We start from the raw sequence: 17,732 nt of genomic DNA, 5'->3' as shown, positions 1-17,732 counted from the left end.
ATAAAAAGGCACATTCTCGATATTGAATGTGCCTTTAATAAAACATTAACTTGATTGAATATTATTTTTTAGGTGGTGTACCTTCAGCGTTTGAAATAATTGCATCAATTTGAACTGAAGCACCTAAAGCAATATTACTTACACCAATCACTGTTCTTGCAGGCAACTCTTTTTCAAAGAATGAGATATAAACATCGTTTACTTCATCGATATCTGCCATATCACGTAGTTGAATATTCACTTTAACAACATCATCCATAACGTGGCCAATGCTTTCTACAATAGATTGAATATGAGTCAAACACTGCTTAGCCTGCTCTTTGACACCACCTTCAATTAGAGCTCCGCGCTCCATGTCGATTGGCAGTTGAGCCGCAATGTGGTTGTAATGAGAGAAAGCCACAGTTTGTGTATATAGTGCGTCAACCGGTGCCGCATCAGTGTTATTTGGACGAATTACGATGCCATGACGGTCCTCTACTTCTTGTGGTGGCGTGCCATCACCATGAGAAATAACTACATCAATTTGCACCAATGCCTCTTGTGGTAAAGCTTCAACTACAACCACAGAACGTGCTGGCACGTAACCCACTGTACGCGCGATAGCGGAATCAGGGAAGAAGGTTGTGTACACCTCATTTACTGCATCCAAATCATTGAGGTCTTTTAGGTAAATCGTTGATTTTACGATGTCATCAAACGGTACATCGATGCTTTCTAAAATGGCTTTGACATTCTTTAGACACTGAGCCGCTTGAGCTTTAATACCACCCTCTACAATTTCTCCTGTCGAAGGTTCAATTGGCAATTGCGCAGAAATATTATTGTAATGAGAGAAGGCTACCGTATGTGTCGATAGATCGTGTTGAGGCGCATTGTCTGTGTTTCTTGCCAACTTAATAAGCTCGCAAGGATCTTGAGGGTAAGTCCCCTCCCCGTTAGAAATAAGAGCATCCATTTGCACCAAAGCGTCGCTCATTGGCAGAGCAGAAACAGCAACCACGGTACGAGTTGGGAAATACCCTTTGAAGAATGAAGAATAAGCTTCATCTACCGCTTTGATATCATCAATGTTTTTGACAAATACATTGATTTTAACCACATCTTCCATAACGTGACTGATACTTTCTACGATTGCTTTAATATTAAGTAAACACTGAGTTGCTTGCTCTTTTACACCGCCAATTACGATCTCGCCCGTTTCAGAGTCAACTGGAAGCTGAGCTGAGATATTATTGTAATGTGAGAAAGCTACCGATTGTGTTGAGAATTCACTAATAGGAGCATTGTCAGTATTTCTCGATAATTTTATGATCACGTCACTCATTTTAAGGTTTATCCTTATAATTCTTTTATACTTAAATAAGTATATATGTGGGTGTTATTGGGAATAATCAGAAAGTCAGAAGATACTAAGTCAAAAAATATCAGCTAAATGTGACATCACTCAAAAACCAATTCCACTAGAACGAGCAAACGGGCATGGATATTTAATCAGTCGAGACTAATTATCCCTACTAAATATAGAATCACTCTACTTACCAAGTTAATTCTCTGTATTAATTCTTAAATTATGGGTAAAAAACCAAAGGCGTTGAGTATTCAACTCCGCATTTTACTTCAACTCTGTTAGCGCCTTCACAATAACCTTTTCAAAATTGATCACCAACAAAGACCTAGCTGCAGTTTATCCCCCGAATAGTGCATAAATACTTCGCACATTAACTAGAGATACCTCTGTACCCTATACTTTGTTACACTCCGCCCTTTAATGAGCAAGGTCCCTAATAATGATGACTGACGAAGAAAGAATCGAACTGCAACGTAACAACCCTTTGCACGGGCTTAAGCTAGAAACTATGTTGCAAGAGTTGGTGGATTTTTATGGCTGGGACATTTTAGATACAGCAATGCGCTTTAATTGCTTCAACACCAAACCGTCTATTGCGAGTAGTGTGAAGTATTTAAAGAAAACCGAATGGGCAAGAGAAAAGTTAGAAAACTTTTACTTGTATCGATTTAAGCGCATGCCGCGCGCGAGTGCAGAAGAGTATGACTTGCCACCAAGAGCTCGTACTTTCCCCCATGGTCTTGAGCCTAAAGAGCCGATGCAGCTTACCGTTGATTCCATTTTGAAGTCACAAGCCAAAGCAGCATCTGCATTTAAAAAGCGCTCACCTCGCGGGCGTTCTACGCGTCGATAATTCTACCTTAGAAAGGAATAGAGCCTTGCCTGATGAATCAAGCAAGGCTCTATTGTATGTTTAAGTCACCAGTAAGAAATTACAGTCTCGGCTGATTTTCCCTTTCAGCGGCTTTCATCAACAGACAAATCAGTGGTCTACGAACTCTGTTGATTGCGTTTTTTCTTCTTCTTTCCCGTACCCGCTGGTTTCGCACGAGGCTTCATAGGTAAAAAGTAAGCTTCACTTTGGTCATCTTCTACCTCAAAACCCTCGACTTGCTCGCGCTCAAGCTGGAACTTGTTTTTCTTTTCGATCACTTTGAAATGGTGGTAATCATCGTAATCAATTAGCGATAACCCTAGACCAACTTCACCCGCGCGCCCACTGCGGCCAATTCGATGCATATAGTCTGCTGGACTACGTGGTAGATCAAAGTTAATCACCACCGGCAGTTTTTCTATATCAAGACCACGTGCTGCGATATCAGTAGCGATGAGGACTTGAATCTCACCTGATTTAAACCCGTCAAGCACACGAGTACGAGCACCTTGCCCTTTATCACCATGGAATACCTCCGCAGTGATACCACGTTTTGACAGCTTTTGAGCTAAATGATTACAGGCATTCTTAGCATTCACAAAGATCAAAGTCTGTCGCCACTTGTGCTGCTTGATCAGGTGCGCCAGTACCGCAGTCTTCTCACCTTTGTTAACACTAAACACGCGCTGTACCAAAGTGCTTGCTTCCGCACTTTGTAGTTGTACTTCAATCGGATCGCTCAATAAGTGTTGTGCAAGAGTCGTAACTTTATCTGGGAATGTCGCCGAAAAAAGCAGTGTCTGTTTTTCTTCCGGCAGTAATGTAAGGATCTTATTTAGTTCTTCGGTAAATCCCAGACTCAACATACGATCCGCTTCATCTAGAACAAGTGTTTTAACTTGGTCTAATTTAATCGCGTTACTCGATACTAAATCGAGAAGTCGACCCGGCGTCGCAACAATGATGTCACTCCCACCACGAAGAGCCAACATTTGAGGGTTCACTGATACACCACCAAACACCGCGACAGTTTTGATCTTATCTCTTAGGTGATACGAGTAGGATTTTACGTTGTATGCAACCTGTGATGCTAACTCGCGAGTTGGCACTAGGATCAAGTGAGAAACGTAGTTGCCGCGACGACTAGATTCACCTTGCTCAATAATTTTTTGCAAAATCGGCAGTGAAAAAGCAGCCGTCTTACCAGAGCCCGTATTTGCCCCTCCAACAATGTCTTTTCCATCAAGGACATATGGAATGGTATGAGATTGAATGGGGGTCGGTTGGCTATATTCCAGCTCTTTTAGTCGCTCGACTAAGGTTGGAAGCAGGCCAAGGTCGGCAAATGTCGCTTGCTGTGTTTTGTCTGTCATGACGATAAGTGGCTCAGTACTTGGTAAAGGGCGTGTATCTTATGCTATTTAGCTCGAGGATGTTAGCGATAATGAACCAAACAGGTCACATCTGTTTTAACGGTTCAGCCCCTTCACTCGTTGACACAAGACTAAGCTTCAACAAGTGACGTAACCCAGCGCTTAGCAAGCTTTTTATCGAATCAAAAGAGAATAGCGTTCTTTGTTATAGCTCCCGCCTTAAAGGAGTGCTTGTACAATCTCCTAATTGAAAACTCTTTGGCTTTCGTTCTATTGTACATTCATAAGATTAAAAATATTTTTGAGTGAATGTCGAAAATGGCGAAGCACAAACGTCCTTGAGAAGGAAACAACAAACCAGAAGGAAACTAAAGATGAAATACATGCTTTTGCTTTACGCTGCACCAGATCGAGAGCCAGCATTTGGCACGCCTGAATTTGACAAGATGATGGAAGAGTTTGCCGCTACCTCAGAGGCTTTCGAAAGAGATGGCGTATTTGTCGCGGGCGAGGGGCTACAGGAAACTGAAACAGCCACTTCACTGCGGATAAAGTCCGGTAAAGTGGAAACGATGGACGGCCCCTTTGCAGAAACACGCGAACACTTAGGCGGATTCTATATCATTGACGTTCCTGACCTAGATGCCGCGCTGCGATGTGCAGAGATGATTCCTGTCGCTAAGTTTGGCACTGTCGAAATAAGACCAGTGTTAGATTACAACGAAGCTGGCTAACGTATGAATAATGCCCCTTCAAAAGCTATCGCTGTCAGTCATATTATCCATGATGTCTTGAGTAAAGATAGAGCGCGGCTTTTGGCTGGGCTGATTTCACGTCTTGATGACTTTCAAGTGGCCGAGGATGCCCTACAGGAAGCGTCAATTGCGGCGTTGAAGCACTGGACTCGTTCTGGCCCGCCTCATAACCCTACCGCTTGGCTAATGAGAGTGGCTTTAAACAAAGGCATAGACCATTTTAGAGGGGTGCAACGAGAACGAAGTAAAGCGGGTGACCTTGCTTGCACTTCCTTTGATAATACGGCGTATGATGTTTCTGAAACTATTCCTGATGAACGTCTGCGCCTTATCTTTACCTGTTGTCACCCAGCCTTGGAAGAAAAGTCGCGTATCGCTTTAACGTTGCGTACCGTCTGCAATTTGACCACAAAGGAAATTGCAGCCGCGTTTCTTGATAACGAACAAACCATGGGACAGCGTCTCTATCGTGCAAAAGCAAAGTTAAAAGCCAAAGGTATTCGTTTCTCAGTGCCAGATACAGATAGATGGCATGATAGATTAGACACGGTGTTAACAACCATCTATTTGATATTCACCACTGGCTATGTCATCGAGGCTGAGTGCTCTCGTTCTTTATGCCAAGAGGGTATCTTTTTGGCCAGACTTCTCAACCAACTGCGACCCAATGATCCGGAGATAGAAGGTACGCTTGCATTGATGTTGCTTACGAATGCCAGAAGCAAGGCTCGACTAAATGAAGATGAAACCATGGTGCCTATTGAGGAACAAAACGCTTCACTCTGGCAACAAAGTTGTATTGATGAAGCTCACCAGCTTCTTGCCAATGCACTAGAAAAAAGACAACCAGGACCTTTTCAGATCAAGGCAGCTCTTGCAGATTGTCATATGGCAAAGCCCCGCCCCGATTGGCATCAGATGGCTTTGCTTTATCAATCACTATGGCGATTCGAACCGACTCCAGTTGTTGCTTTGAACTGGGCAGTCGTGATTGCAGAAACCGAGCACCCCAAGTCAGCACTCAAAAAATTGGATGAGTTAAAAGAAGAGCTGAAAGATTACCAACCTTGGTATGCGGCACGTGCGCATATTCTCAGTAAATTAGGACAAAATGAAGAGGCTAGCCACTTTTACACTCTTGCTATTGAGAGGGCTCCGAGTGTAGCGACACGTGAATTTTTGAAGTCGAGATTACGAGCAGTCACTAGCTGATTGACTCTTTAACAGTCTCATTTCCTCCCTTCCACCAGCCCCCCCCCGTTACAGATAATCATCTTTATCAAGAAATGGGTAACTTTGTTTGTAAATGACGAACTGAAAATTTACATAAAATGTAGATTCCCTTCAAAGCCGAAAAGTTAGAGTAAAGATTCTAATTGAGAGCATTCAAACCTAATGGTAGCGTGCGAGATGTTAATTTTATTGCATATCAATTAACAAAAACACTAACAACTCAAATAAAGAAAAATAAAACAATAAAGGCTCTCTATGAACAAACATACAGTTGGCATCATTGGTATTGGCCCTCGCGGACTAAGCGTGTTAGAGCGTATCGTCGCCCTCTCAATAGATACTCCGCACAAACCAATAAACATAAAAGTCTTTGACCCGAACCTTCCAGGTGCTGGATGTCATGATGTCAAGCAACCGAACCATTTACTCGTAAATACAGTGAGCTCTCAAATCACTATGTTCGCCGACGAAAGCGTTAGTGAAGCTAGGAATGTTATTTCTGGGCCTACTTTTTACCAATGGTTGTGTGAAAGGCCGAAGGATGAATTAAGCCCTAAAACCGTATTGCCCAACGAGTACTACTCTCGCTCTCTATTTGGAGAATATCTGAACTGGGTATTTCACTATCTTGTTGATATCTCGGCACCTCACATCACGATCGACTATGTACCTTGTGAAGTGATTGATATCGATAAGTTAGACAACCATTCCTGGAATTTACGAGATGACCGAAATATTGTCACCAATGTTGAATACCTTTACTTAACAACAGGACACACAAAAGCCAAATACATCGAACCCGATAATGCGCTAGAAATAACCAATCCATACCCGGTTAAAGAAAAGCTCAAATATATATCTTCGGATCAAACTGTTGCTCTCCAAGGTCTTGGGCTAACGGCGTGCGACATTCTGGCTGAACTGTCTATTGGGCGAGGCGGTAAGTTCATCCGTACTCAAAATGGTTGCCTTGAATACTCTCCTTCTGGAAACGAGCCCCGGATCATCGCATATTCTCGTACCGGCTTGCCTTTGTCGGGTAGGGCTGAAAACCAAAAAGGCACATCTGAGCAATATCATGCAAAGTTTCTAACACCTTCAAAGGTCGCTACGTTTAGAAAACAGGGGGCCATCAATTTTGTCATTGATGTACTCCCTTTGCTTATCAAAGACATGGAATATGCCTACTACGAAAGCTACCTAAGCCAAAAGAAAGGGCTAATCGCTGCACAAAAATTCTGTAACCAGTTCCTATATTCTTATCCGAACGAACAGGAAATTTTAGTTGCGAAAACAATTCCAATTGAAGACAGGTTTAGCTGGGAGAAGCTGGCAGATCCAGTCCCAAACTACGCGCTAAAGTCTCCGGAAGTATTCATTGCGTGGCTGATTGATTATCTTGAAGCCGACATTAAAGAAGCAAAAAAAGGAAACATTAGTAGCCCAATTAAATCTGCTAGTGATGTATTACGAGACTTAAGAGACATTATTCGAGATGTTATCGACTTTAAAGGTCTTAGCGAAGAGTCACATCGCTGGGTTGATTCTGTGTTTATTCCTTTGATGAATCGAATCGCGGTAGGTCCACCAAAAGAAAGAATTGAAGAGATGGTCGCCTTACTAAAAAGTGGTGTCCTCAAGTTAAACCTTGGCCCCTCGCCTGAGGTAATGACTTGTTCGAGTACTAACTCAATCACTCTCAAATCAACGGTGTGGCCTGAGCTAGAAGAACAAGCTGACATAAAGATTCATGCAAAGATCTCAATGCATAGTCCAAAAGATGACGGAACTAAACTCTGGCAAAACCTTTTAGTAAAAAAATACACAAGGCTCTATTTCAATGGTAATTACCATCCAGGTGGTATTGATGTAACACAGGACATGAATGTAATAGATGCTAACGGTATAGAGCAAAGCAACATCTGGGCATTGGGTATGCCGACAGAAGGTAATAAGTTTTACACCTTCATCGTACCTAGACCAGGTGTTAACTCCACGGCAATTGTCGATGCGGGTCGAGCAGTTAATACCTTGTTCAAACAGTTGTCTTGCACACCAATGGAAGGTAAACAACATGTCACAAGTTAAACTACTAAACCGCTTTACCCTCGCAGGACTAGCGGCGACATTAGTTGGGAATGGTATTGGCCGATTTGCCTACATAGCATTGATGCCAGTACTCATACAGAGCGGATGGTTCTCAAGCGAAGATGCCTCTATTCTGGGTGCAGCAACACTGATTGGCTATATCTTCGGTGCACCAGCTTCAAGCTTTTTACAGCGATATTGCTCTACCGGAACACTTATACGGGCCTCTCTCTTACTGAGTAGCTTTAGCTATCTTGGCTGCGCGTTGAAGTCAGCTCCGTTTGAATGGTTTTTAACACTGAGAACTATTGCGGGTGTATCGGGAGCTGTTCTTATGGTGCTCGCGCCACCTGTGATCGCGAGCCTTCACCCACAAGAGATGAAAGCACGAATCAGTGGTGTTGTTTTTTCGGGGATTGGTCTTGGTGCCATGATTTCAGGAACCATCATACCTTTACTGATCTACCAAAGTGTCGAAAGTGCGTGGTTAGGTATGGGAGTGATAGCATTCCTTGCTACTGTTCTAACTTGGAACGCATGGTCAACTGAGATAAAGCCAAAGCATTGTGCTAAAAGCCCATCGACTTTTGATGCTTTATCTAAAAACGAGCGTGTCAGCATAGGCTGCGTGCTGTTAGCCTATACGTTTAACGCTATTGGTTATTTACCTCATACGCTCTTTTGGGTTGACTATATTGTTCGAGAGCTAGAAATGAGCTTTTCAAGCGGCGGATTTTATTGGGCAGTCTTTGGCATTGGAGCCGCTACAGGGCCAATAGTTACCGGTATACTTGGAGACAAATTTGGGCTTAAAAAAGCACTATTAGCCGCGTTTTGTTGCAAAGCATTGGGGGTAGCTCTTCCACTATTAAGCACCAGTGAAATGGCGCTTTTTGCTTCATCTCTACTGGTTGGTATGTTCACACCTGGCACCGTAACACTGGTATCCACTTATACCCTAGAAATCGTTGGGCCGCAGCTCCATACGAAATCTTGGGGGGCAATGACAATGGCTTTTGCAATATCTCAAGGTGTTGTAGGCTTTGTGATGGCTCACTATGCTCCGCAGCTCACCAGTTATAACGCCCTGTTTATGATAAGTGCGAGTGCACTCATTTTATCCATACTCTGCATCGCATTTACATCACCTAAACAGCAGATGTTGAATGCTGCTCAAATAAGTTCGTAGCAAAGGAATCGCTCATGAAATTATATTTAAATGATACGTCTCCATTCTCTAGGGCGGTGTTAGCTACCGCATATATGTGCCATGCACCATTAGAACTTGAATGGGTCGATCCATGGCAAACCCCACAGGTATTGGTCACAATCAATCCGTTTAGTACCATACCAGTTTTAGAAACTGCTGATGGAATTGCACTTAGCGAGAGTTTGACGATTTGCGAGTTCTTACTACAAACTCACCCAATAGAGACACTCTCAATGACCAAGGCTAACGCTCCCAAACGTATGTCGTTATTAGGGTTAAGTAAAACGCTAATGGAAGTGTCATTTCGCTGCGCTGCGTTAAGCCGTTTCGACGCTGAACACAATGTGCTAGTGGAAAGAGGAAAAAGCGGTATACAAAGATGTATTCAAGCAATCATCGAGCAGCTAAATGACACTCATGATTTGCTAAAACCTGATTTCTCGACCTTGTACCTACATGTGGCATTGGATTACGTTTTGTTCAGGCATTCTAGCCTTCTTTCAGAGAAGGAGAGCGACATTATTATCACCGCCTTACAAGCTTCGCCTTTCAAAGAAACATTAGAAAAGTTGAGCCTCGATTCGCTTTCCAATAAACCTCACTTTAGCGAGCTGGGTGATTAGTTAAGAAAAAAGAGTCAACCTGACCGCTTGACTCTTTTTTAAAAGCAATTGATGTTAGTACGGGACTACTGTTGATTACTGCAGCTGGTGCCCCGTCTTCTGCGCTAGTTGCTGCATGGCCTCGGCAAACGTTGTTGTTCTACCTTTAGCCTTAACTTGCACTACCTTATACCCCATACTTTCTAGAGCTTGGCGCTCTGTCAACACGGCTTTGTCATCTTGTTCACTGCCCTGAGCAGGCTGATGAATGTAACACCCCTCTAGTTGACCGTCTTCAACCAATTGGTGATGTTTCAAAGCATCAATATCTAAATTCATAGTACTTCTTTTAATTAACAATAGAGAGTTTGTGTGGCAGGTTACATGCGCTTTAAAGGCTTAACAACAGTATCTAAGCCTTCTATTTTTAGCGCCAGACAGAGTTTAAGCAGTTCACCTAATTCCCCTTCAGGGAAACCTTTCTTATCGAACCAAAGCAAATACTCTTCAGGTAAGTCAATCAGCACTCTTCCTGCATATTTACCAAATGGCATTTGCATCCTAGCGAGCTTCAATAAGTTTTCTTTTTCTAACATCTTACCATTCTAAGGTTGTTCCCAGCCCTTAAGAGTAACACCTAATCGATCAACCCAATAGTTAATCGCGTCTTTCGCATCATCTAAGGAATCAATAATGGTAGAAAAGTCTTTGTTGCCAGCTTCGCGATCTATCGCAGCAAAAAGAGGTTTACCTGTTTGAGCATCGCTCACCAATAGCTCTACACTCGCGCTACCAACATTGGTATGTTCACCAGTCGTGACCTTTGAAATTGTGGAAATAGCGAGCCCTACGGGTAACACGCTGCTCGTGACAGCAAGCACAGGGTTAGGCGTTTCGATGTTACTTAAAGCGACACTAATACGTAGACTTTTTCCTGTTGGCGATTGGACAACACTTTTATATGGACTAATTTTCTCTGTAAGCCTTGATACCATATGCTCACTAAGCTCTTTGATATCATCCCCGTCCAGTGCGCTTTCATCTGTGACGACAAATACTTGGTCTATCACCACTGAGTCGTATTCACTTAATTTAGCTCGAAGACGATCTGGATCTTGAAGACCGATACGTGCCCAAACTAAATCTACACCACCCGAGGGCCCAGGCTTAAAGTCTTCATAAGTCGTGAACTTGGTCGGGCGCTTGATTGGCCCATTTGCGCATCCAGCTAGAACAAAGGCAGATAAGAAAAGAATCAGTAATTTTGTCAACTTCATAAATAGCACTCTCACACACAGACAAATGGAATGCTATATTATAAATATAAATTAGTCGAACTCTATGTCTCAGAGTGCCACCGATTTCATGAAATTATGCGTCATGCACCGTATGAGCATATTCCACAATCACTTGATTGCCCTCAATGTAGGCATTTTGTATTTCACCATCAACACTCATTCTGCTTTTTAGGTAAACCACTGTTGGTCCACTGGGGTTCTGCTCTTTCAGGGAAGGAAAGGTGTGCCTAGGTTCAAGCTGTAAATGACGGCAAAAATGGCTCACAAATGACATTGTCATAGGTCGCTCGCCTCTCAATACTTGAGAGAAGGTTAGCTGATTCATACCCAACTTTTTGGCAAATTCCATTTGGGTCAAACGCATTTTCGACTTTTTTGACATCCAAGTTTGATAGAGAGCCTCTCGGTCTTGCTCAGTGAATTCCATGATGATTCCTTTGTATACGTTGCTGAAATGAATTGTCAGCGTTTTCATACACCGGGATGTCAGGTAACCGTTATGGCAGCTTAAAGGTTTGGTTCAGATTCTTTCTTACTCGGTCAGTTATTCGCGAATCCCAACAACGAATATATACAAATTATTTATACAATTAAAAACTTAACCCTTTGTTTTTAATATCTTATTCATATCATTATTATGAATTAATCAAGTCAATTGATGTCAGAAATTTCAAATCGAGAATATGCTTCCACAAACTATGATTGATTATCGCTTTTAACCAAAACATTCACTACATTTCGCGTGCTCATACGCACTTCTGGCAAACTATCTGAAAAGTTAGGACGCAAAGCCACCGGTCTGTCGACATTAACTATGTCTATGATAGCGGAGCTGCCACTGAGCTTTAATATTGAGTGTTACGTATGCCGAGGTGTCATCTTGTTTTGTCAGCAAACTAATAAAGGACAGATGATGAATCAACTCCCTCAAAAAACTTTAATCGCAATCGCTCTAATGACGATAAGTGGCACGGCCGCTGCTCATGGTTACGTTTCCGCCTATGGCAATGGTGTCGCGGAAGGTCGCGCTGCTTTATGTAAATTCCCAACCAGCGATACAAACGAAAAAAACACTCAATGCGGTGCAATTCAATACGAACCACAAAGCGTTGAAGGGCCTGACGGTTTCCCAGAATCAGGGCCGCGTGATGGAAAAATCGCTAGTGCAGAAACATCTCTCGCGGCCGCCTTAGATGAACAAACTGCTAGTCGCTGGGTAAAGCGTCCGATTCAATCAGGTCAACAATATTTTGAGTGGACATTTACAGCCAACCACGTAACTAAAGATTGGAAATATTACATCACCAAACCAGACTGGAATCCAAATCAACCTCTTGCTCGCCAGTCATTTGATTTACAACCATTTTGTGTTGTCGATGGAAACATGGTTCAACCGCCAAAGCGTGTCAGTCATTTATGTAATGTCCCTGCGCGCGAGGGCTACCACGTAATTCTCGCAGTATGGGATGTGGGTGATACCGCTGCATCTTTCTACAACGTTATAGATGTAAAGTTTGATGGTGATTTACCTGTTGATCCAGATTGGAACCAAGGAGGTCAAATTAACCCAACGATGGATCTTAGTGTTGGTGACACTGTGTTTACTCGTGTATTCGATCATAGCGGCGAAAATGTTAGCTATAGTACAGAGCTCGAGATCAGCAGTGAAGAACAAGGAAAAGCGAATCAATGGGCACATGCTTTAGCAAGCAAAATCAACCATGAGCAAGATTTAATCCGCGCAGGGGAATTAAAGGAAGACGGCTCATTTGTGCCAACCTATGGTTCAAATCCAGTTTATCTAAAAGCAGGCTCAACCCTAGAACGCGTTGAAATTGGTTACAAGATCGATTCTACAGAGCCAGAACTGGATCTTAGTGTCGACGGTTTACAGTCTGAATACACAATTTCTGACCAGCCAACAGAGCTGAATCTTTCTCTATCAGCAACTGGCAATCTCAATGCGGAAATGACGGTGTACAACCACCATAAAGAGGCTCTAGCGTCATATTCAAAACGACTAGAGGACGGACAATCAGAGCCAGTTAACTTAACTCTAGCCAAATCGGAGCCGGGCCATCATATGCTTGTCGTTGTGACCAAAGATGACAACGGAACACTGGTTAACCAAGATACTATGGACTTCCACTTAGTAGAAGAACAGACGCCACCGCCATCAGACGAGTATGATCATGTCTTCCCTGAAGGAATGGATAGCTATACTGCAGGGACTAAAGTGTTAGCTAGTGATGGCAACATATACCAATGCAAGTCTTTCCCATACTCAGGGTACTGTGTGCAATGGTCACCGTCGGCTAACCACTACGAACCTGGTGTAGGCTCGCACTGGGAGTCTGCTTGGGACAAACTGAACTAACCATGTAACGAGGGGCGACATCGCCCCTTTTTTAGATCTGATGACACACGATATTGAGATCTTCGCTTCCACTTTTACCATAGAAGAACAGCTTCTTACCTTCGATATAGAAATGTAAGTCGGACTCGAAACTCGCTAGACTGTTTTTATCTCGAATAAAGGTCGGCGACTGTTCTGGTTTTAGATTCCAGTCCACTCCCGTAAACCTTTGCTCCATTCTTTGCCCCGTCACTTTGTTCTTGGCCATTAAAACAACCTCATAAGGTTCAACCAGCCCAGACTTATGATGCAAAGCCCCAGATTGATAATAGAGCACGCTATTGTTGGTTGGGAAATACATGGTAGTGAGTTCATCTACCTTCGCATACTGCTTATATGCTTCAGAGCTGAAGCCTGCTTTGGTTTCCGAGCAATGCCAACGCGTGCCACTAAATTCAACATCACTCAAGAAATAGTAATAAAGGCCAAAACCCGTCAATACACCCAAGAAAAGAGTTAATGCAACTCGCATCGAACCTCCTTGTTATCCAAAGAGTCTGCGATGTTTCTCGCCAAGTGATGCTTATCGACCCGGTAGAAGTGCAACATGTGATTGCGCTTACCTGTGGCTTGTTGTAGCCAAACCGTCAATGTGACTTGGTCTGGCTCATAAAGCGAAGGGTATAGCCTTATATAAACATCAGCACCGCATATAGTGGGTACCAAGGCTGCTAATTGCTGCTTCAACTCAAACACACCGATAAACCCATCAGTCACATCATGGAGGTAGTAGTTTGTGTCACCATTTGAGAAATGCTCATACTTATGTTTTTTAATGTAAGAAGGCTTGGTGACCATAGGTTTAGAGTAAAAGAGTAACAGCAAAGTCGCCAGCGTCGTCAGCATAAACACAGCCCCTAACATGTAAGGTTGTATCACCTTTTGCTTCCAAAATGGCAATGACGAGGCCTTTGGTTTTATATCTGTAGAAGACGTTTTTGTCTCTTCTATGTTGAGAGATTCTTCTGTGCGTTTATCCAACCATTGAATATCGAGAGAGTCAGCCTGCAGGTAGTAACCTACTTTGCTAATTGTTGTAATCTCTGTCCCTTTTGCTTTGAGAGACAATAGATTCCTACGCAGGCCAGAAATAACATTCGTCAAAGCCTGATCTGTGACAACCATACCTTCCCAACACTGGGCAAAAAGTTCTTCACGTGATACGGGTTCTTTGGCTTGCAGCAATAGCAACAGGACCTCATAAGGCAGAGGTCGTAATACTATTTTATTACCATTTTGATTGCGTAACGTCCGTGTTGCACATTCTAAAGTTAAGTTCGAAAACTGAATCGCTTGCATTACTTCATTCAATTTGTTTAGAAGGCAACTTATCTAGCTCAGTAAGCACGAGCTGAAAAGTAGAGATAACCTACGAAGAGGTACTCCGGTCCAAATTTTGAAAAAAGACAGTCTACCGATAAGTTTTTATAAATCAAGAATACACAGAAATGGTTATTTAAAAATAAACCTTTACTTAACAGCCAAATAGCTAACATAGTCAATCAAAACAAAGCAATTTCTCACTATTGAGACAAAATATAAATGTCGATTTCGTGTGCTTTCAATTTAGTTACCGAGATCACAAATTTGTAAAGTGCATGGCCTAATTCATTCGTTCACTTACTAAATGAGAAATTACAAAATGGGAAAAGCTCTCTTACTTACCGCCTTGTTTTCTGGCTTTGCTTCAGCACATGGTTTTGACGGGTTTTACTTAGGTGCTGGTCTTGGAAGTACGGATTTTGATGACGGGGGTATCTTCAACGAAATTGATGAGCCCCTCTCCACTGAGACAAAGGGAAGTACGGTCAAGTTAATTGCAGGCTATCAGATCAACCGCGTTCTAGGTATAGAAGCTCAATACACTAGATACGGTGAAACAAGCATTGAGATATCTGATCAAAAAGCAGGTGGTATCGAACATCGTTCTTTTACCCTTGGTGCAAACCTTGGCTATTCATTTGATAATGGCCTTCGCCCATTCGCTACATTTGGTATAGGGTCTATTGAATACACACTTAAAAATAGATTCCACTCAAAAGATGAGTCTGGTAGCACTGTTCGGTTAGGTGCTGGCCTAGAATACACTCCTTATATAGTTAACGGCTTTACGATTCGAGCGGGTTATGAAGCTGACTACTATGTATTAGAAGATACATGGGCCGACCGCGATTACGACCAATCTATAGGTTCTTGGTACTTAGGCACAACTTATAAGTTTTAACTTAAGTCGATGCGAGTAGTATTGACTACTCGCTTTAGTCATTCTTGGTCAAAACTTTACTTTCCATGACAACCACCACTTCCCATCAATTGAAATAAGACTTGCCCACCAAGCCTCAAAAACAAAGCGAACCAACAATTTTTATAAATTTTGTGTCTACAGAAACAGTTATCAACAAATTAAACTTTTAATTATCAATCACTTAATTACAGATATAGCTCAACCCACTCACAATTAAATAAAACATAAATGTGTTTTTTATTTGGTTTCGGTTTAGTTACTTGAATGAAAACTGAATAAGGTTTGCAGCTCAATTTTTCCGTTCGAATATTAATGAGAAAACACAACATGAAAAAAGTTCTACTGCTTACTGCACTAGTTTCAAGCTTTGCTTCAGCACAAGATTTCGATGGCTTTTATCTTGGTGCAGGTCTTGGTAGCACAAATTTTGAAGACGGCGGCCTAGTGAGCGATGCAAACTACGCGTTAGGTAGCCAAGGTCACCTATCTACTGACTCAAGTGGTACTTCAGTTAAGCTAATCGCTGGTTACCAAATTAACCGTATAGTAGGTATCGAAGCACAATACACAAACTACGGTGATACTGATGTTAAGCTATCTGGTTCTAAACTTGGCAAACTTGAGCACAGCAGCTTCACTGTAGCCGCTAACCTAGGTTACACATTTGACAATGGTCTACGTCCTTTCGGTACTATTGGCCTAGGTTCAATTAACTACAAAGAGACTGGCGCAGGCGCAGCACAAGGTTGGGATTTTGACGACAATGGCGGTGCAGTACGTTCAGGTTTGGGTATTGAATACGCACCAGCATCATTTAACGGTTTTGCTATTCGCGCAGGTTACGAAGCGGATTTCTACGTAATGGATGTTGGCCTTGAAGACTACAGCCAGTTTGTAGGTTCGTTCTACATTGGTTCAACTTACAAATTCTAATTAAGAAACAGCGAGTCAATTGACTCGCTGATTACAACGTCAGGGCTATCTCAGCTAAAAGAAGCTGGAGATAGTTCGCTTTATCCAGTCCATCAAACGTTTAAACAAACTCCCCTGCTCAACATCTTCGAGAGCAACGAGATCTGCACGAGCAACCTCTTTTCCTTCAACGGTATAGATAACGTTGCCGACTTTCTCTCCTTGAGAAATTGGCGCGGTAAGCTCACCATCAGTTTCAATCTCAGCAACCAACTTCGAAGAGTCAGCTTTACTTAGAGTTAAAAAACTATCTGAGCTTACACCGACACTGAGTGAGTCTGTTTGGCCCATCCAAACTTTGACCTCACTGAGGGTTTCACCAGCTTTAGCTGGAGAGATGGTGTCAAAGAACCTAAAGCCATAACTCAGTAGCTGCTTACTTTCCGATTCTCGGCTTTTTGTGCTACTCGAGCCCATCACGACACTGATCAGTCTCATATCACCATTGGTAGCCGAAGTCGCTAAGCTATAACCCGCTCCGCTGGTATAGCCAGTTTTCATGCCGTCGACATTTAAACTGCGATCTCGTAACAAGCCATTACGGTTGTATTGGGTGATTCGTTATAGGTAAACGCGCGTTCGCTATAAAGTGGGTAAATCGCAGGTAAGTCTCGAATGATTGCTTGGCTTAAAACGGCAATATCCCGCGGAGTAGAATAGAGTTCATTGCTGTCTAGGCCATGTGGGTTTGAAAAAGAGCTGTTTGTCAGCCCAAGTTTTGTCGCCCAGCTGTTCATCAAGCTAACGAATGCTCCTTCACTCCCCGCCACATGCTCTGCAATCGCCACGCTTGCGTCATTACCCGATTGTACAATCAGGCCGCGATACAGATCATTCAGAGATACCTCAGTTCCAACTTCAATAAACATCTTAGAGGAGTCAGGGAAGTTTTTTGCCCAAGCTCTTTCACTGATCGTCACCTGGTCATCAAGAGAGATATTGCCGTTCTGGACCTCTTGGCCAGCGACGTAAGCCGTCATTAACTTGGTTAGGCTTGCTGGGTTTAACTGGTTATCGGCGTTCTTTTCCACCAGTACCGCCCCTGTATGGTAATCAATGAGGATATAGCCCTTAGAGCCAATGACTGGAGGATCAGGAATAATCGTTGGTGCAGAAGAGACACCAAAAGAAGCAAACGCCAGAATGGATGATACGAATAACGTTTTTCTCATAGTAACGCTAAAAGCCTTATTAGAATTAGGGAACCCTTTGAGTATAAACAACCTTCTTGTCCACACAGCGGCTTTGTAATCAATCGTTACCTTTAAACTAGGTTTCTAGCAATTATTGCGAATTTGCACCCACTTTTTATACA

General features: G+C 42.7%; 17 protein-coding genes, 1 pseudogene and 1 riboswitch. Of the genes and pseudogenes, 9 read left to right on the top strand and 9 right to left on the bottom strand.

Going from position 1 to position 17,732, the window contains the following annotated elements:
• Positions 1-61: 61 nt before the first annotated feature.
• The gene (locus tag AC4MRV_RS05915) at positions 62-1,327 is read right to left on the bottom strand and encodes a RidA family protein (RefSeq protein WP_491186501.1); all 1,266 of its coding nucleotides are present in this window, start codon (positions 1,325-1,327) and stop codon (positions 62-64) included.
• Positions 1,328-1,790: 463 nt separating this feature from the next.
• Between AC4MRV_RS05915 and AC4MRV_RS05910 the strand changes: the two genes are divergently transcribed.
• Positions 1,791-2,204 carry a VF530 family protein gene (locus AC4MRV_RS05910; RefSeq protein ID WP_491186500.1) on the top strand — a complete coding sequence of 138 codons (414 nt, stop codon included), beginning with the start codon at positions 1,791-1,793 and terminating at the stop codon, positions 2,202-2,204.
• A gap of 137 nt (positions 2,205-2,341) precedes the next feature.
• On the opposite strand, the gene AC4MRV_RS05905 is transcribed toward AC4MRV_RS05910, so the two are convergent.
• Positions 2,342-3,598 carry a DEAD/DEAH box helicase gene (locus AC4MRV_RS05905; RefSeq protein WP_491186499.1) on the bottom strand — a complete coding sequence of 419 codons (1,257 nt, stop codon included), beginning with the start codon at positions 3,596-3,598 and terminating at the stop codon, positions 2,342-2,344.
• Between the two features lie 374 nt (positions 3,599-3,972).
• Between AC4MRV_RS05905 and AC4MRV_RS05900 the strand changes: the two genes are divergently transcribed.
• The 5 genes from AC4MRV_RS05900 (at position 3,973) to AC4MRV_RS05880 (ending at position 9,507) form a co-directional block, all read left to right on the top strand.
• Positions 3,973-4,332 carry a YciI family protein gene (locus AC4MRV_RS05900; protein ID WP_491186498.1) on the top strand — a complete coding sequence of 120 codons (360 nt, stop codon included), beginning with the start codon at positions 3,973-3,975 and terminating at the stop codon, positions 4,330-4,332.
• Between the two features lie 3 nt (positions 4,333-4,335).
• Complete coding sequence (locus tag AC4MRV_RS05895) at positions 4,336-5,565, top strand: RNA polymerase sigma factor (protein ID WP_491186497.1); 1,230 nt, start codon at positions 4,336-4,338, stop codon at positions 5,563-5,565.
• Between the two features lie 276 nt (positions 5,566-5,841).
• Positions 5,842-7,674: an FAD/NAD(P)-binding protein gene (locus AC4MRV_RS05890; protein ID WP_491186496.1), complete on the top strand. Its 1,833-nt coding sequence runs from the start codon at positions 5,842-5,844 to the stop codon at positions 7,672-7,674.
• A complete protein-coding gene (locus tag AC4MRV_RS05885) occupies positions 7,661-8,863 on the top strand; it encodes a YbfB/YjiJ family MFS transporter (protein WP_491186495.1) in 1,203 nt (400 codons plus the stop codon). The genes AC4MRV_RS05890 and AC4MRV_RS05885 overlap by 14 nt, the downstream gene beginning before the upstream one ends.
• 14 nt (positions 8,864-8,877) lie before the next feature.
• Positions 8,878-9,507: a glutathione S-transferase family protein gene (locus tag AC4MRV_RS05880; RefSeq protein ID WP_491186494.1), complete on the top strand. Its 630-nt coding sequence runs from the start codon at positions 8,878-8,880 to the stop codon at positions 9,505-9,507.
• 75 nt (positions 9,508-9,582) lie between these two features.
• Here the strand turns inward: AC4MRV_RS05880 and AC4MRV_RS05875 are convergent, their stop codons facing one another.
• The 4 genes from AC4MRV_RS05875 to AC4MRV_RS05860 all read right to left on the bottom strand — a co-directional run bounded on the left by AC4MRV_RS05875 (position 9,583) and on the right by AC4MRV_RS05860 (position 11,211).
• Complete coding sequence (locus AC4MRV_RS05875; protein WP_491186493.1) at positions 9,583-9,825, bottom strand: hypothetical protein; 243 nt, start codon at positions 9,823-9,825, stop codon at positions 9,583-9,585.
• A 41-nt stretch (positions 9,826-9,866) separates the two neighbouring features.
• Complete coding sequence (locus tag AC4MRV_RS05870; protein WP_491186492.1) at positions 9,867-10,082, bottom strand: DUF3820 family protein; 216 nt, start codon at positions 10,080-10,082, stop codon at positions 9,867-9,869.
• A gap of 9 nt (positions 10,083-10,091) precedes the next feature.
• Complete coding sequence (locus tag AC4MRV_RS05865; protein ID WP_491186491.1) at positions 10,092-10,763, bottom strand: DUF3313 domain-containing protein; 672 nt, start codon at positions 10,761-10,763, stop codon at positions 10,092-10,094.
• 94 nt (positions 10,764-10,857) lie between these two features.
• Positions 10,858-11,211: a helix-turn-helix domain-containing protein gene (locus tag AC4MRV_RS05860; protein WP_491186490.1), complete on the bottom strand. Its 354-nt coding sequence runs from the start codon at positions 11,209-11,211 to the stop codon at positions 10,858-10,860.
• A gap of 323 nt (positions 11,212-11,534) precedes the next feature.
• Positions 11,535-11,624, top strand: a riboswitch (cyclic di-GMP riboswitch).
• Between the two features lie 73 nt (positions 11,625-11,697).
• On the opposite strand from AC4MRV_RS05860, the gene gbpA reads away from it, so the two are divergent.
• Positions 11,698-13,161, top strand: coding sequence for an N-acetylglucosamine-binding protein GbpA (gbpA, locus tag AC4MRV_RS05855; protein WP_491186608.1), 1,464 nt, complete (start codon positions 11,698-11,700; stop codon positions 13,159-13,161).
• Positions 13,162-13,192: 31 nt separating this feature from the next.
• On the opposite strand, the gene AC4MRV_RS05850 is transcribed toward gbpA, so the two are convergent.
• Positions 13,193-13,672 (bottom strand): hypothetical protein, encoded by a 480-nt coding sequence (locus tag AC4MRV_RS05850; RefSeq protein WP_491186489.1) that lies wholly within the window; start codon positions 13,670-13,672, stop codon positions 13,193-13,195.
• On the bottom strand, positions 13,657-14,499 hold the full coding sequence (locus AC4MRV_RS05845; RefSeq protein ID WP_491186488.1) for a winged helix-turn-helix domain-containing protein: 843 nt from the start codon (positions 14,497-14,499) through the stop codon (positions 13,657-13,659). Before AC4MRV_RS05845 ends, AC4MRV_RS05850 begins: the two co-directional genes overlap by 16 nt.
• Before the next feature lie 343 nt (positions 14,500-14,842).
• On the opposite strand from AC4MRV_RS05845, the gene AC4MRV_RS05840 reads away from it, so the two are divergent.
• The gene (locus tag AC4MRV_RS05840) at positions 14,843-15,424 is read left to right on the top strand and encodes a porin family protein (protein ID WP_491186487.1); all 582 of its coding nucleotides are present in this window, start codon (positions 14,843-14,845) and stop codon (positions 15,422-15,424) included.
• Positions 15,425-15,772: 348 nt separating this feature from the next.
• Complete coding sequence (locus AC4MRV_RS05835; protein ID WP_322414059.1) at positions 15,773-16,378, top strand: porin family protein; 606 nt, start codon at positions 15,773-15,775, stop codon at positions 16,376-16,378.
• A 54-nt stretch (positions 16,379-16,432) separates the two neighbouring features.
• Here AC4MRV_RS05835 and AC4MRV_RS05830 read toward each other — a convergent pair.
• Positions 16,433-17,589, bottom strand: a pseudogene (locus AC4MRV_RS05830) (D-alanyl-D-alanine carboxypeptidase family protein).
• Positions 17,590-17,732: the final 143 nt, after the last annotated feature.

Source organism: Vibrio sp., from assembly GCF_984391705.1.
This window is presented reverse-complemented; position numbering and strand designations above follow the sequence as displayed.